We start from the raw sequence: 14,588 nt of genomic DNA on the forward strand, positions 1-14,588 counted from the left end.
AGAAGGAGGATAAAACTATGAAAAAGAAAGTTATACGGATCATTTGTCTTATTTTATGTGTTACAGCAATCAGTGCCTGTGGAAAATCCGACAAAAAGGATACGGCAAAAACAACAAAAGCTGAATTGAATACAGATGGCCAGTTTCCGATCATTAAAAAGGGTCAAAAATTAACATTGAATCTGATGGCACCCAATGCTGGTTTGGCAGAATGGGAAGATATGCCAACACTTAAAGATTATCAGAAAAAAACAGGGATCTCGTTGAAATATACGACACCGCCCCTAGCTGATTTCAGTACACGATTGAATCTAGCTTTTGCTTCTGGTGATTTGCCAGATATCGTTTATGGGGCTGGCTCGGGTTCTTTGACTTCTGCTATGGAAATCGATTACGGTTCACAGGGAATTTTACTTCCTTTAGAAAAATACATAACTCCAGAACTAATGCCTAATTTTTACGCATTGACGCAAGAAGACCCGTCTTTATTGAAATCGATCACGACACCAGACGGACACGTTTATTCTCTACCGATGGTCACTAGAAATGCAACATCGATTTGGTGGCAAGGACCAATGTGGTATAACGGCACTTGGTTAGATAAGCTGAATGTGACGGAGCTGCCAAAGACAATAGATGAATTCTATGAACTTCTCCTTCGTTTTAAAAATGAAGATCCTAATGGGAATGGGAAAGCAGATGAGATTCCGCTAACTGATGTGGATATGAATGGAACAAGAGTCTGGTTGCTTGCGGCTTTTGGTTTAAGGACAAGAGGGATCCAAGTCGATAATGATCAAGTTATTTATACCCCCATCACTGAAAACTATAAAGGCTATTTGACATTCATGAATAAACTTTATAATGAAGGGTTACTTGACAAAGAAGTCTATGGACAATCGGATGAACAGAAAAAAGCGAAGGGACAGAATGATCAACTCGGGATATTTTCCGACTACTTTAGTTTCTTCACCACGGGCCGAACGGAAATAGAAGCATTGAATGACCCAATGTTCCAGCCTTTGACGTCTGAGTGGTCAACTAATGCAGTGATTCCAGGAAGTCCTCGTCTTTCTCGAGGGACTTTCGCATTGACGAAAGTGAATCCTTCACCAGAAGCTTCTGTGCGCTGGGTAGATTATTTTTATTCAGAAGAAGGATCGAAATATTTAGAACAAGGTCCAGAAGGTTCTTTATGGGAATATCAGAAAAATGCTACCGGTGAGAAGGTCCGCGTGTACACAAAAGGGATCGATCTGAAAAATACGGAAGATGAACGGGGGAAAATCACACCAGCATACGGATTGACTACACCGAACATCGTCACCGACACTGACACTGGAGAATATAAACTTTTAACAGCACCAGATGAAGAAAAAGACACTCGTTTTGATGACTGGGTAGCAAAGGAAACACAATAGAAAATGAACGATATTGCAAAAGTTCCTTTTCCTCTTCTTTATCTAACGGTGAAAGAAAATGACCAAGTTTCGGCAACGGCAACCGATTTATCGACTTATATCGAACAAATGGAAGCAAAATTTATTACGGGAGTCGAACTGCTTAGTAAATGGGACGATTTTAAGAAAACGGTAGAGTCGATGGGCATCGAAAAATATCTTGAAGTCTATCAAACAGCTTATAACCGATGGAAAGAAAACTAGCGATATGAGGCACAAGACCTGCGACTATTTTCTACACGAGGATGGTCCAGGTTTTTGATGCAAATGAAACATGAAATACGTAGGAGGAATGTGAAAATAGATGGAACTATTTGAATTTGAACGCGCCCAAAGAATTTTAGGAGAATTAAAAAAATATCGCGTACAAGAAGAACAGCGTATCGATCCAATCTATAAGAAAAATAATGAATCGTGGGAACTCTATCAACAAGGTACTTTTTTTGGAGAAAAGAACAGGTATTACACATTAAAAGGTAGCTTTTCAGTGCCTGGCGAATGGAAAGAGGCGACGGTAGCGTTAAGAATAGAGACAGTACTAGGGGAATGGGATAATACGACTAACCCACAGATGAATGTTTCAATCGATGGAACGCTTATCCAAAGTATCGATGTCAATCATAAAGAAATCATCTTGGATCACTTCTTTTTTGATCGTTCCTTGGATCTATCGATCGAACTGTGGGCTGGACGGACAGAAAAAAAGTTTCCTTTGTACGTCTCATTGATTAAAATCGATCCAGAAGTGGAGCAAACAATTTACGATCTTTTCACGTTCCTTGACTGTTGGCGGGGAATCCGACAATTCGGCGGTAAAACAGAGATGTACCAGAAATTTGTAACAAAAGCAGTCAATTCCTTGGATTTTAGACAACCTTATTCTACTCTTTTTTACAGCAGTCTAAAGAGCGCTCGCAGAATTTTCGAAGAACTCTATCACTCTGCGGGAGCAATTGAAGAAAGGGTAACGGCAGTCGGACATACACATATCGATCTAGCTTGGCTATGGACGGTACAGCAAGCAATCGAAAAGGGACAACGAAGTTTTCAAACTGTCCTCAAATTGATGGAGGAATTTCCTGAGTATACTTTCCTTCAAAGCCAACCGCAAATGTATCAGTTCATTAAGGAACAGGCACCAGAGTTGTATGATGAGATCAAGCGTAAAGTGGTTGAAGGAAAGTGGGAAGTAGAAGGGGCGATGTGGGTAGAAGCAGACTGTAACTTGACCTCAGGGGAATCGCTTGTTCGCCAACTCCTTTATGGAAAACGATTCATCAAAAAAGAATTTGGCATCGATAGTCAGATCTTGTGGCTACCCGACGTTTTTGGCTATTCTGCAGCTTTGCCACAATTGTTATTAAAAACGAACACGCCCTATTTTATGACAACGAAACTATCTTGGAATCAATTCAATCAACTACCCTATGATTCGTTTTACTGGCAGGGAATCGATGGCAGTAGAGTGCTGACACATTTTATCACAACTATCAGTGAAGGCTACAGTCCTACTCCCTATTACACGACATATAATGGCCTTTTAGACCCTTATACGATCAAGGGTAGCTTTGATCGGTATCAGCAAAAAAGTACGCACAATGAAATTCTTGTGGCGTATGGATATGGTGACGGTGGCGGTGGTCCCACAAGACAGATGCTGGAAGTCCAAAGACGTTTGCACCGTCCCCTACCTGAGATGCCAACGATCACTGGGAATCGAGCAAGCGAGTTTTATCAGAGATTGGAACATTCGTTTTTACCATGATACTGGCCGTATTGATTTTGAAACCACTGTAGACTGGCATCTACACCATTTGCTATTGAAAGTGCAAATGCCGATTGCTGTCAATACCTTAGAAGCAACTTTCGATATCCAATTCGGGAATGTCAAGCGAGCAGTTCATCAAAATATTTCGTGGGATCTCGCACGTTTTGAAAGCTGTGGGCAAAAATGGGTCGATTTATCAGAAGAAGGGTTTGGAGTCAGCATTTTAACTGATTCGAAATATGGATTCAATACATCATATCAAAAAGTAGGGATTTCTTTGATCAAAGCAGCAACTGATCCATATCCAGACGCAGATCAGGGAATCCATAAGTTCACCTATTCCTTGTATGCACATCAAGGGACTTGGAAGGAAGCAGATACGATGGAGCAAGCCCTAGATTTGAATGTTCCTGCGTTGGTCTTACCGATTCTTTTAGATTGCGAAGATACAGCGTATTTCTCTGTTGACGAAAAAAATATTTTACTCGATACAGTGAAAAAAGCAGAAGAGGAAGAAGCGGTCATTGTTCGATTATATGAATATCATAATCGTCAAACAGTCGGTTCCTTGTCAGCAAAACGGCATATTGAACGTGCTTTTCTATGTAATTTATTGGAAGAAGAGGAAGAGGAGTTACCGGTGATTGGAAACTGTGTAAGTATCAACTTCAAACCATATGAGATCCACACAATCAAATTGTATATGGAGTAATGAGATGATCGAAAACCTTCTTAAAGAGATGACTATAAGGGAAAAAGTAGGACAACTGAATCAACGTCTCTACGGCTGGCAAGTTTACGAAAAAGTAAATGGAAGAATCGAATTGACTGATTACTTCAAAAAAGAAGTAGCGTATTTTGGGTCGATCGGGTGGATCTATGGTGTTTTTCGGGCAGACCCTTGGACGAACAGAGATTTGAATACAGGCCTTACGCAAGAAGAAGCATTTAAAGTCAGCCGAATGATCCAAACCTATTTGAATGAACATACAAGACTTAAAATCCCAGCTTTTTTGACTGAAGAATGCCCCCATGGACATCAAGGACTAGATGCTACGACAGTACCTGTTAATTTTTGCAGTGGAGCCAGTTGGAATCCTGGACTTTATCAAAAAGTCCAGGAATGTGTTGCAAAAGAAATTCGTACAACAGGGGCGCATGTCGGCTTGATTTCTGCCCTTGATATTGCTCGTGATCCAAGATGGGGGAGAACGGAAGAGTGCTTTAGCGAAGACCCTTTTCTAACCAGTTGCTTTACAGAAGCGGCTGTTAGAGGACTGCAAAAAGAAGATGGGCATCTTTTAGTCTTGGCAGTGTTAAAGCATTTTGCCGCCCAAGGAGCCAGTATGGGTGGACATAATGCGGGACCAGTAGTCATTGGTGAACGAGAATTACGTGAAATCCATCTTCCGGCAGCGCTGAGAAGTATTCGAGCAGGCACTTCAGCGATCATGGCTGCTTATAATGATATAGATGGAGTACCTTGCCATATCAATCCCTTTTTATTGCGGAAATTTTTAAGAGAAGAAGGCGGATTTGAAGGTATCATCATGGCGGATGGGTGTGCGTTAGATCGTATTGCTGAACACTTTGGTGACCCAATACGCGCAGCAGCAGAAGCATTAAAAAGTGGGATGGACATCAGTTTATGGGATCAGGTCTTCCCAAAATTGGAACATGCTATCGAAATGGGGAGGGCTTCTGTTGAAGAGTTAGACGATGCCGTCCTTCGTGTATTGAAATTGAAGGAGAGGATGGGGCTGTTCAGGCAACAGTTGCCTAAGATAGCGGAAGTAGATATCAAACAAACGAAACGGTTAACAATCCAATTAGCGGAAGAATCGGTTGTCTTGTTAAAAAATCAAGGTATATTACCATTGAGTCAAACAGAATCACGCAAAATTGCAGTAATCGGTCCGCATAACGAAAGTATTTACCATCAATTAGGTGATTATACGCCATTCAAGATGAGAGAGCGATGTTCGACTTTGTGGGATGGATTACAGCAGTTCCAGAAGGATAATATCGTATTTACACAGGCTAAAGGGTGTGGAATGACTTCTGGTCGTAGGGAGTTATTAGAAGAAGCAAAAGAGATAGCGGAAGAAGCGGAGGTAGTCATTGTGACATTCGGTGGCTCAAGCATACGTGAGTTTGAGACTACTTTTGATACGAATGGTGCAGCCTTGAGTGGTTCGAACGAAATGACTAGTGGGGAAAATATCGATCTGTCTGACTTAAGTGTACCTGATTGCCAATCAGAATTGGTCAAGGAACTAGCAAAGCTTGGAAAGCCTTTGATTGGTGTGGTCATTATTGGAAGACCAGTCATTGTTTCGTCGCTAGCAGATTATTTTGATTCTTTACTCTATGTGGTATATCCTGGGCAATATGGTGGCGAAGCTTTAGCGAATATAATTTTTGGCAAACGAAATCCTAGTGGGAAATTAGCAGTATCAATACCAGATGCGGAAGGACAATTACCGGTTTTTTATAATTTTAGAGATACCGCTTTCAACGAGAACTATCTTCATTTATCAGGAAAACCAGTGTATCGGTTTGGCTATGGTTTAAGTTACAGCAACTTCGCCCTCAAATATTCTGAAGTTTTTCTAGAAGGAAAACAAATCATTGTGTCTGGCATCATCGCTAATGACTCAGCGATTGCTGGCAAAGAAGTTATTCAAGTTTATTTGAAAAAATACACTAATAAATGGCTCCTAGGACAAAAATATTAGTAGGATTCGATAAATCAACGATTTATCCAACCGAAAATCAGCAATTCCACATCAACCTATCAATTTCAGAACTTGAGTTTTTAGGTTTGATTGCTGATGATCTATTAACGGTACCGTTTATTGTGCAAATCGAGTGCGCCAAACAAATCGTTCGATTCCGATATGATCCAATAAACACGATCTTTAACAAAATCTGTGACTAAGACAATTTCTCATGGCAAGTTACAAGTCGAAACTGATAAACTTTCTTTGAAATGGAAATCTTTATCAGTTTTTTTAGTTGCGACAGTTGCTAACAGCAAAGTGATTCGGTCAATCAAAAAAGGAATCGTTTTTGTTCAAAAGGGGAACAGAGTGTATATTAAGTGAAAATGCATTCATTGAGTATATACATTGACATTATGTATGTACATCGTTAAAGTATATACATGGAGAAAGTATATACATGGAGAAAGTATATATTGGAAAAGAGGGATATACATTGAAAATGACTCGTAAGTATAAAATTAGAAAATCGGGCAATAGCGATATTACGACTATTCCGCCAGAAGTTAAAAAGTATATAGGTGTAGAAACTGGGGAATCAATCATTTATATCTATCAAACAGATGGTACAGTAAAGATAGCAAAAGCTGAAGAAGAGCTCGATATCGATAGCATCGTTGACTCTGTTATGGATCAATATAATCAAGCTTTGAAAGACTTAGTTGATTTATGATTTACCTCACTGTAGAACACGTCGTTAGGATAAATGCAAAAGTTATTCTTCGTCATTCTAAAGGTGAGATGATTGGTGTAAAAGATTCCAGTGCGTTAGACATGGCAATCAATCAACCGTCTCAGTCAGTTTTTGGCGAAGATTTATACCCAAGTATTTATGACAAAGCTTCCATATTAGCAATAAACCTCGCAAAGAAACATCCCTTTTATAACGGTAATAAGCGAACGGCACTGCTAGCAATGGTCACATTCCTTGAAATAAACGGCTATACGACTGCTTTTTCTCAGAATGAAGCAGTTCAATTTATCTTAGCTATCACAACTAGCAAAAAAGAATTTGATATTCTAAAAAAAGATGTTGCAATCTATTTGAAAGAAACAAATAAAATCCAGAAAAAGTAAACCTATCTATAAAGAAAAATCAACGTTCTGGTTTTAACCATTTATGCCTACAAGTATTAAATGGTTATTTTTTTCGTTTTTTGCTAATTACGTTCATTAAAAGATGTTAGAGATAGGTAAAACAGTGGGGAGAATAGCCTAATATATAATTTTTATATTTTTGTTTACATAATATATATTATACAAAGTAGATTCAAAGTGAAATCAAACCTCTATCAAACCGATTTAAACCAAATATGCTCATTTTTGCCTGATGCAAAATTATAAAAAAATTTTGCACTGTTTCTACTCGTAAATTTTTATTTGCTAGAAAAATTTTCTGATTTGTTCGTTACATATTCCAAGATTTTATTTTTCAAATATTTGAAATTATATCGTATTCTGTGAAAAATTTTTTAGAATAAATTATTATTAATGATTTGCGCAGCAACAATTTTATAATTATTGTTCATTTGTTCGTGTTTTAAGCTGTATTTTGTGTGTGCAATCATCCGCATCCGAATTAGTTATGTATTGGATCTTAGTCATCTAAACAGCTTTTTCGGCCTTAGTCATACTTGAAACTTATTCAATTAATAGTATGCCATCTACACAAAATTCTGGTTTAAAATAAGTTGAACGACCTCTCCCAAAAACATGAAGATTTAGCATGACCTTGTCTCCTTTGTTTAAATGGGAAATATCAATCTTATTTGTCACATGATAAGAAAACAAACCTTTTTTATCTTCTGGAAGCTTAAAAATCAATGTTTGAGTATACCATTTGTGACCAAAACGATTTACCTCATAAATATTGACTTTGTGAACGATTACATATTCAATGCTTGTATACATAGAGTTGCTCCTTCCTTTAAAGTGATTAAAAAGATTGAGATAAAAGTAAAAACCACTTTTACCTCAATCTTTGTTTATCCTAATTACATGTTTGCGAATTTCTGTTCAATATTCTTTAGCCATTTTTGTCTTTTTTCTACCTTGCTCATTTTGACCATGTTTAAACTGATCCAGTTCACGTTTTTCATACCTGATTTCTTGAATGTCCCTTTTATAAGTGCTTTTTTCAAGGCATTCCCATAAGTTAATTTGTACATGATCTTAGGTGTATTCATCGTTGTAATAACAGTTGTGGCCTTTAATTTGGGTAAAAGACTTACCATACTTATCCCATTCTCTTTGTAGTCATAAGTCAATCCTGGATAAATGACTTTATCGATAAACCCTTTTGTTAATGCTGGCATCATTTCCCACCAAATCGGGAAAATAAAGACCAGATGATCTGCTTCTTTGATTTTTTCCGCATAGCTTATAGCAATTGGGTCAACTGCTTGGTGCTTTACAAACCCTAATAGATCAGCGGAAGTCATCACAGGGTTAAAGTTCTCTTTATCTAGATCAATGACTTCATATTCCCCTTGAGCTCTTGTAATTCCTTTTACTACTGATTCCAGAATGGCGTGATTGTAACTTCCTTCATATGGATGGTTATAGATAATCAATGTGTTCATATTCGTTTCGATCTCCCTTTTTCTTTTGTGACTAAAGAATACAGGGAGATCATATAACTGTAATTAACAAAAGATAATTCTACGATTTTATTCTCTTTTTTATTCTGCTTAAAGAAACCGGCGTGATCCCTAAAAATGAAGCAATATAGTGATCTGGTACACGTCGTACTAGTTCTGGTCTTTTTTCGAGCAATGAAATATATCTTTTTTCTGGGGATTCTTTGATTCTTGATAAGAAATATTCGGTATAAGCGATAAAACGTTCCGATAACTGATTCATCATCAGATGTATTAAATCAGGTGATTCTGCTAATAAATGCTCCAGTTTTCTTTTTTCTAAGACTAATAAATCAGTATTTTCAATTGTTTCAATGGTAAATATACTTGGTCTCCCAAGATGAAAACTTTCATAAGAAGCGACGATTTGCCCTTCAAAGAAAAACTGAAACGTGATATCTTTTCCGTCATCGTTATTCCAAAGACGAAGAGCTCCTTTTTTAATAAAATAGATTTTATCTGCTACTGCTCCTTCGTAAAGAAGTGTAGTATTTTCAGATACTGATTTTTTATACCAGTAGCTATTTTCCGTTTCATTTGTTAGTTTTAACAAATCAGAGTAACTATCCATAGACACTGTTCCTCACCTATTCTCTTTTAGTTTAGAAGGAGAAATTCCTTAATAACGTATTTCCTTCAATTATAACTACTTTAGGAGAATAGTAAAACGTTCCAAAAATATTCGCCTATAAAGGTCACTACGGGTATCCTGAACTTATTTTTTGAGCATTGCCATTCTCTTTGATGTTGGTCCCTTCAATTTCGCGTATAGAAAAGCAATTTAAACTAAAATCGATAAACAAATGCATGATAAAAGATCAAAGAAATATAGACGGCTAATATGATCAATAATACTAAAGCAATGACTAAAGGTGTGATGGCTGCTGTTGTCTTCTTTTCCCAACTGAATGTTCCTTTTTTTCGCTTCCAAAAAATGGCTAGTACAATCATAATGAAAGTGGCGAACTATAATAAAAAAGCGATGCCTCTTATTTTTATGACTGTTTCGTTAATTACACTAACTCCCATAGATCCCCCTCTTAACTACTTGGTTTGATTGATTGATCCGATGTTTTTTTCTGTTTTTGCATTCCTTTTTTACTAAACTTCTGTATCTATGACGTTTTTTAAAAGCAAATAATTCATTAAAAGTATCAATTATTCATAGATTAAAAGGATGATCATTCGCAAAACATAACCTAATGTAGCAATCGTTATAAGGATAAATATGATTTTTGTACTGATAGAATGATCGTTCAAATCACTGCGCATCGTTTTTATCCAACCAAAATCCACGTTGTTCGTTCCTCTCTTCATTTTTCGGTAGCAACGGTCAATATGTAGACATATATTTATTTTATAGTCTGGAAAACGGATTGATGAAATGATAATTTCAAATGCTGGAATAATTTGTTCTATAAAAAAGCCGGGATATATTATCTATCCCGACTTTTAAAATCATATTATTTGCAATCATTTTTTTATAATACAGTATTCAAAACATTCCGTAATTCACTAACAGATTTATGGAACTGTGCTCTTTCATCTTTTGTGATAGATAACTCGATTACTTCACGTACTCCATTCTCATCGACGATTGAAGGAACACCTGTAAAGATATCTTCTTCCCCATATTGACCAGTCAAATAAGCTGAAACTGGCAATACAGCTTGTTCATTGTTCAAAACAGCTTTAACGATACGTGCTGTACTCATTCCGATCCCATAGTAAGTCGCTTTCTTACGATCAATGATTTCATATGCAGCATTCTTTACTTTATCTGCAATGATTGTTAAATCGGCTTCTTCGAGACGGTGATCTTTTTCAACAAATTCCATGATTGGTTTTCCACCGACTGTTGTGTGTGACCATGCAGCTACCTCTGAATCTCCATGTTCACCTAAGATATACCCATGGACACTTCGTGGATCGATTTTTAATTTCAATGCGATTTCTTTTCTGAAACGAGTAGTATCTAGCGTAGTTCCAGTACCAATAACACGTGAAGTTGGTAATCCTGATTCTTTCCAAGCAATATAGGTCAAAATATCCACTGGGTTTGATGCTACAACTAACACCCCATCAAACCCTGATCCCATGATTTGTTTGACAATGTCACGCATGATGACTGAATTTGTTTTAACAAGATCTAAACGAGTTTGTCCTGGTTTTTGGTTTACTCCTGCGGTGATAACGACTAGATCTGCATCTGAACATTCGCTGTAATCTCCTGACCAAACAGCGACATTTTCTTCTCCCCAAGCCATACCATCTAAAAGGTCCAATGCTTCCCCTTCTGCTTTTTCTTGGTTCACGTCGATTAGAACGAGTTCATTAGAAATTCCTTGGTTGATCATTGCATAAGCAATACTTGTCCCAACAAAACCAGTACCAACAATGACTACTTTTCTACTTGTTTTTTTCATGATATATAACACGCTCCCTTTCATCTCTTATGTTATTTTCATGAAAATTATAATGCTAAATATGTCATTTATCAATATAATAAAAGTTATACTTACTATAATTTTTATTTATAGAAAAATCTGAATTAGATTGTCTGAGTGCGTTCCCAACTTCTTCTTTTCCCAGTATGTATCGCTTGTTCTTTACCGATAGTAGCATGTAGGTCTTCCATCGACGCTATTCTTTGAAACATTTCTTGCCTATTCTTTTTTGCATGAGTAATTCTAGCATGTAGAGAAGAATTTGTGGTTATAGTAAGATAGCTTGTATCGGCGGACATCCATCTAAGAGTTTCTTTACTGGAGTTACTTATTGAACTATTGAAACTCCTCATTTCTTTTTGTTCTTTTAGTTTTTGATAAGTCTTCGTATGAAAGAATTTGTGGATCGGGTATACGAACTTTTTCACTGTTCTCTCCTCCTGTTGAATCGGTTATTTTATTAGGGCTTTTGTTTATTTTTTGCATTTTCGAGTAGTGTTTGTTCTTGTTGTCTATAAGCTTCTGCTAGTTGCTTTTTAAATTTTCGTTGATGTTTTCGGTGACGTTGCTCTTTTAAATACTTCATAAAGGCTCGAAGGATCACAATAAATAAGTACGTAGCAAAAAAGACTGAAAAACCATACCGCAGAATATAGAGGAAAAAGTAAGCATAGGATTCTGCTAGATGATTCATGGGTGGTAATCCATCTTGATAAAATAAAAATGCCAGAAGTAGATCCATTTATTTTCTCCTATAGGTAATAAAAAAGAGGCTGTATCGCTGTACTACCTCCCCTAGTTTAGTTACGCTTATCTGTATTTTTTGTATTGCCCTTGTTTTGTCGTCATTTTTCCTGATGATTTTTTATTTGCTGGTCCACTTGCTGTCATTTTTTTACTAAGTAATAGAGTGACAATAATGATTACTGTGAGTCCGCCTAAAATAAACACTAAATGATCGGATAAATAGTCAGAGAATCGTTTGAATAGGTCAGTCTGTGCTACGACACCTGATTTGGTTGTTTGTTGCCAAAAGGTTTCCATATAATGCCTCCTAGTTTGAGTTGAAAAATAATAATTTGGTTTCATATCTTAAAGCATAATATAAAAAGAAACCAATCGACTAACATTTTTTTCTAAGTCAGGAAAAAGTGTTTTTTTATTTCAGTCATCATTTTGAGGTCAAAAAACAATAGGATTTGTTAGTTCTAAGCAACATGGCAACGAATTGTATCCCTGACAGTAAAAAAGCCACAGACCCATTTTTTGCTTCTGGGTCTGCGACTTCTATTGCTTTGATTTAAACACTCTTAAAGAAAGTATCACACAATTAGTCTTTATGTTCTTTTTTTGAAGTCAATTCTTCAAATTTTTCTTTGACTTCATCTGTCAGTTTCTCTACTTCTTTTTCGAAACGATTAGGTTTTGTTGGTTCATCTTCTTCTACAGCATTTGATCCAGATAATGCTACCTCTTTTTCTTCGCCGGAGTTTGTTCCAGATAATGCTTCTTGTTTTTCTTCTGTTTCACCAGAATTTGTTCCAGCCAATGCTACTTCATCATCTGATTTAGGCGCCATTGAACCTCTCAGGCGTTTTCCCTTTTCCCCATTGTAATTTGTCATAGTTCTACCTCCTAGTCTTTATTTTCTTTATAGTACATAAGAATAAAATAACTGTCAAAATATGTGAATAGAAAAGGGTTTCTTTTCTTGCTTTTTTTTAAATCAGCAATCAGGATGGTTCTTTTTTTCTATAAAAAACAATCCGAAAAATCTGCGTAGCATTTGTAACATCTCAACTGATTTCATTATTTTTGTGACCGGCAGAGAAAAGCTGTGTATATATCTCTATGTCTGCCTACAGACATTTTCATAGGATGTATAAGCAATTTTCATAACTATTTTTCTTAACTGTGGAGGTCAGGTAACCTACTCCAGCAAAAAGTTAATAAGGGGTGTCTTATATGTTCAAAGCTTTTCGGAACTACCTGCATGACAAATGATTTTCAAATATACAATGAGTGTGGGACAAATCTAAAAATTAGTTTTGCTACAGACTCTCGAATAAACGGCGTCTAAAAGTCAGGTTTTTCGGAATTTCCAAAAAAAGAATAAACGGTGGGAGCAGAAGCAACTCCTTCTGTCCCAGCCTCTTTTCAATTTTTCAAACCTAAACGACTTTTGTCTCGACCTCATTTTCTGTGTTTGATTGTGAGTATTAGAAATGTTCCCTTTTATTCGCTGATTACGAAACAAAATGTGGCATCAGTGAGTGCTTTTTTCATTCTCCTGGATTTCTTTGATTCCTTCTTCCAAGATGTTCATTTGAAGTAAGGTTTCTTCGTCTTTTATGATTTTTTCTGCACCATTGATTAATGTTTCATAGATGCCTTCGTATACACGGCTGTAGTCACCAATCTCTGAAATGACTTTTTCTTCATGATAGGTTCCTTCGCCATCTATATAAGTCAAAGTGCCATAGTGTTGAGGTAAATCGATACCAAAGTCTTGATTGTCAGGCATATAGAACATTTTTAAATGTTTTTCCTGACGATCCTTCGTTTGTTTGACGAACATGCCTTTTTTTCCATAGACGACAAAACTAGGGCGCTCCTTGATTCGGAAATAACTGGATTTGACTGAAATTTTCATCGTACCATAATAAAAATCAAGGTCGAAATAATCATTCATACGTCCTTTACCCAATAATTGACGAACATCATAGTGGATCGTATCTGGTTCACCGAAATAGGAAATGACTTGATCTACTGTATGACACGCATGGCCATAAAGATAACTATTTGCTGTTGAAAATTCAGTAGTATTTTCTGGGATTTCTGGTCTGAAATAATCATAATGCATTTCGATTTCTAAGATGTCACCAAGTTTTCCGCTTTCGATCACTTTTTGAACCGTGAGAAAATCGGAATCGAAGCGGCGATTTTGATAGCACTGGATGAATAGCCCTTTCTCCTTCGCTAACGCAAACAATTCTTTTGCTTCTTTTGACGTCTCTGCAAATGGTTTTTCAACTAATACGTTTTTGCCTTTTTCAAGAGCCATTTTTCCGTACTCATAGTGGAATTGACTAGGCGTAGTAATAACGACCAATTGAATCTCGGGATCATCCCAAAGGTCAGATAGCTGATTTGTATATTCAATATCGTCAAATGTTTCCCAAACTGGTTTTGATGGGGAAAAGATTTTTTTGATCTTGATCTTATCGGTTAGTTTACGTGAAAATGGCAGATGGTAACGATTGGTACTTTTTCCATTACCTAAATATGCGATTGTTAACATAATTATCCCTCCTTAGTAGATACTGTCAGTATACAAGGAAATCGCAAGCGTTGGTTGTTTTCAGGACAAACAGGTAAAAATGTTCAGCGACTCAGGGAAATCTCTTCGTACTGTGACAAATATGTTTAGTCGTACATTTTTGATTTAGATAGTCAAACACATGGATTTTCAGTATGATAGAGTTGGAAGG

General features: G+C 36.6%; 16 protein-coding genes and 1 pseudogene. 6 read left to right on the forward strand and 11 right to left on the reverse strand.

Annotated elements, in window-relative coordinates:
- The first annotated feature begins 17 nt into the window (after positions 1–17).
- From IGI47_RS07800 to IGI47_RS07825, 6 genes and pseudogenes are all read left to right on the forward strand, one after another.
- Positions 18–1,664, forward strand: a pseudogene (locus IGI47_RS07800) (extracellular solute-binding protein).
- Positions 1,665–1,764: 100 nt separating this feature from the next.
- Positions 1,765–3,225, forward strand: a complete 1,461-nt coding sequence (locus IGI47_RS07805; protein ID WP_438783859.1) for a hypothetical protein — start codon at positions 1,765–1,767, stop codon at positions 3,223–3,225.
- Between the two features lie 10 nt (positions 3,226–3,235).
- Positions 3,236–3,940, forward strand: a complete 705-nt coding sequence (locus IGI47_RS07810; RefSeq protein WP_438784455.1) for a glycoside hydrolase family 38 C-terminal domain-containing protein — start codon at positions 3,236–3,238, stop codon at positions 3,938–3,940.
- Positions 3,941–3,944: 4 nt separating this feature from the next.
- Positions 3,945–5,966 carry a glycoside hydrolase family 3 protein gene (locus IGI47_RS07815; protein ID WP_438783860.1) on the forward strand — a complete coding sequence of 674 codons (2,022 nt, stop codon included), beginning with the start codon at positions 3,945–3,947 and terminating at the stop codon, positions 5,964–5,966.
- Positions 5,967–6,447: 481 nt separating this feature from the next.
- Complete coding sequence (locus IGI47_RS07820; protein ID WP_311931490.1) at positions 6,448–6,684, forward strand: addiction module antitoxin; 237 nt, start codon at positions 6,448–6,450, stop codon at positions 6,682–6,684.
- Positions 6,681–7,088 carry a type II toxin-antitoxin system death-on-curing family toxin gene (locus IGI47_RS07825; RefSeq protein ID WP_311931489.1) on the forward strand — a complete coding sequence of 136 codons (408 nt, stop codon included), beginning with the start codon at positions 6,681–6,683 and terminating at the stop codon, positions 7,086–7,088. Before IGI47_RS07820 ends, IGI47_RS07825 begins: the two co-directional genes overlap by 4 nt.
- A gap of 564 nt (positions 7,089–7,652) precedes the next feature.
- Here IGI47_RS07825 and IGI47_RS07830 read toward each other — a convergent pair.
- The 11 genes from IGI47_RS07830 to IGI47_RS07880 form a co-directional block, all read right to left on the reverse strand.
- Positions 7,653–7,922, reverse strand: a complete 270-nt coding sequence (locus tag IGI47_RS07830) for a hypothetical protein (protein ID WP_438783861.1) — start codon at positions 7,920–7,922, stop codon at positions 7,653–7,655.
- A gap of 83 nt (positions 7,923–8,005) precedes the next feature.
- Positions 8,006–8,593, reverse strand: coding sequence for an NAD(P)H-dependent oxidoreductase (locus IGI47_RS07835; RefSeq protein WP_438783862.1), 588 nt, complete (start codon positions 8,591–8,593; stop codon positions 8,006–8,008).
- Positions 8,594–8,672: 79 nt separating this feature from the next.
- The gene (locus IGI47_RS07840) at positions 8,673–9,221 is read right to left on the reverse strand and encodes a Crp/Fnr family transcriptional regulator (protein ID WP_438783863.1); all 549 of its coding nucleotides are present in this window, start codon (positions 9,219–9,221) and stop codon (positions 8,673–8,675) included.
- A gap of 215 nt (positions 9,222–9,436) precedes the next feature.
- Positions 9,437–9,601 (reverse strand): hypothetical protein, encoded by a 165-nt coding sequence (locus IGI47_RS07845; RefSeq protein WP_438783864.1) that lies wholly within the window; start codon positions 9,599–9,601, stop codon positions 9,437–9,439.
- 207 nt (positions 9,602–9,808) lie between these two features.
- Positions 9,809–9,946 carry a hypothetical protein gene (locus IGI47_RS07850; RefSeq protein ID WP_438783865.1) on the reverse strand — a complete coding sequence of 46 codons (138 nt, stop codon included), beginning with the start codon at positions 9,944–9,946 and terminating at the stop codon, positions 9,809–9,811.
- A gap of 185 nt (positions 9,947–10,131) precedes the next feature.
- Positions 10,132–11,076, reverse strand: a complete 945-nt coding sequence (locus tag IGI47_RS07855) for an L-lactate dehydrogenase (protein WP_005877741.1) — start codon at positions 11,074–11,076, stop codon at positions 10,132–10,134.
- A 125-nt stretch (positions 11,077–11,201) separates the two neighbouring features.
- Positions 11,202–11,525, reverse strand: coding sequence for a hypothetical protein (locus IGI47_RS07860; protein WP_438783866.1), 324 nt, complete (start codon positions 11,523–11,525; stop codon positions 11,202–11,204).
- A gap of 32 nt (positions 11,526–11,557) precedes the next feature.
- A complete protein-coding gene (locus tag IGI47_RS07865) occupies positions 11,558–11,839 on the reverse strand; it encodes a hypothetical protein (RefSeq protein ID WP_311931480.1) in 282 nt (93 codons plus the stop codon).
- A gap of 68 nt (positions 11,840–11,907) precedes the next feature.
- Positions 11,908–12,141 (reverse strand): hypothetical protein, encoded by a 234-nt coding sequence (locus tag IGI47_RS07870; RefSeq protein ID WP_311931479.1) that lies wholly within the window; start codon positions 12,139–12,141, stop codon positions 11,908–11,910.
- Between the two features lie 286 nt (positions 12,142–12,427).
- Positions 12,428–12,721: a hypothetical protein gene (locus IGI47_RS07875; protein ID WP_005877734.1), complete on the reverse strand. Its 294-nt coding sequence runs from the start codon at positions 12,719–12,721 to the stop codon at positions 12,428–12,430.
- 642 nt (positions 12,722–13,363) lie between these two features.
- On the reverse strand, positions 13,364–14,398 hold the full coding sequence (locus tag IGI47_RS07880) for a Gfo/Idh/MocA family oxidoreductase (RefSeq protein WP_438783867.1): 1,035 nt from the start codon (positions 14,396–14,398) through the stop codon (positions 13,364–13,366).
- Between the last annotated feature and the right edge of the window lie 190 nt (positions 14,399–14,588).

It is taken from the genome of Enterococcus sp. AZ191, from assembly GCF_051713845.1.
Taxonomy (GTDB): domain Bacteria; phylum Bacillota; class Bacilli; order Lactobacillales; family Enterococcaceae; genus Enterococcus_B; species Enterococcus_B durans.

Excerpts from the sequence above, each read along its gene's own strand:
- IGI47_RS07805 (WP_438783859.1), top strand. The coding sequence starts at position 1,765 with ATGGAACTATTTGAATTTGAACGCGCCCAAAGAATTTTAGGAGAATTA.
- IGI47_RS07815 (WP_438783860.1), top strand. The coding sequence starts at position 3,945 with ATGATCGAAAACCTTCTTAAAGAGATGACTATAAGGGAAAAAGTAGGA.
- IGI47_RS07825 (WP_311931489.1), top strand. The coding sequence starts at position 6,681 with ATGATTTACCTCACTGTAGAACACGTCGTTAGGATAAATGCAAAAGTT.
- IGI47_RS07830 (WP_438783861.1), bottom strand. The coding sequence starts at position 7,922 with ATGTATACAAGCATTGAATATGTAATCGTTCACAAAGTCAATATTTAT.
- IGI47_RS07835 (WP_438783862.1), bottom strand. The coding sequence starts at position 8,593 with ATGAACACATTGATTATCTATAACCATCCATATGAAGGAAGTTACAAT.
- IGI47_RS07840 (WP_438783863.1), bottom strand. The coding sequence starts at position 9,221 with ATGGATAGTTACTCTGATTTGTTAAAACTAACAAATGAAACGGAAAAT.
- IGI47_RS07845 (WP_438783864.1), bottom strand. The coding sequence starts at position 9,601 with ATGATTGTACTAGCCATTTTTTGGAAGCGAAAAAAAGGAACATTCAGT.
- IGI47_RS07855 (WP_005877741.1), bottom strand. The coding sequence starts at position 11,076 with ATGAAAAAAACAAGTAGAAAAGTAGTCATTGTTGGTACTGGTTTTGTT.
- IGI47_RS07865 (WP_311931480.1), bottom strand. The coding sequence starts at position 11,839 with ATGGATCTACTTCTGGCATTTTTATTTTATCAAGATGGATTACCACCC.
- IGI47_RS07870 (WP_311931479.1), bottom strand. The coding sequence starts at position 12,141 with ATGGAAACCTTTTGGCAACAAACAACCAAATCAGGTGTCGTAGCACAG.
- IGI47_RS07875 (WP_005877734.1), bottom strand. The coding sequence starts at position 12,721 with ATGACAAATTACAATGGGGAAAAGGGAAAACGCCTGAGAGGTTCAATG.
- IGI47_RS07880 (WP_438783867.1), bottom strand. The coding sequence starts at position 14,398 with ATGTTAACAATCGCATATTTAGGTAATGGAAAAAGTACCAATCGTTAC.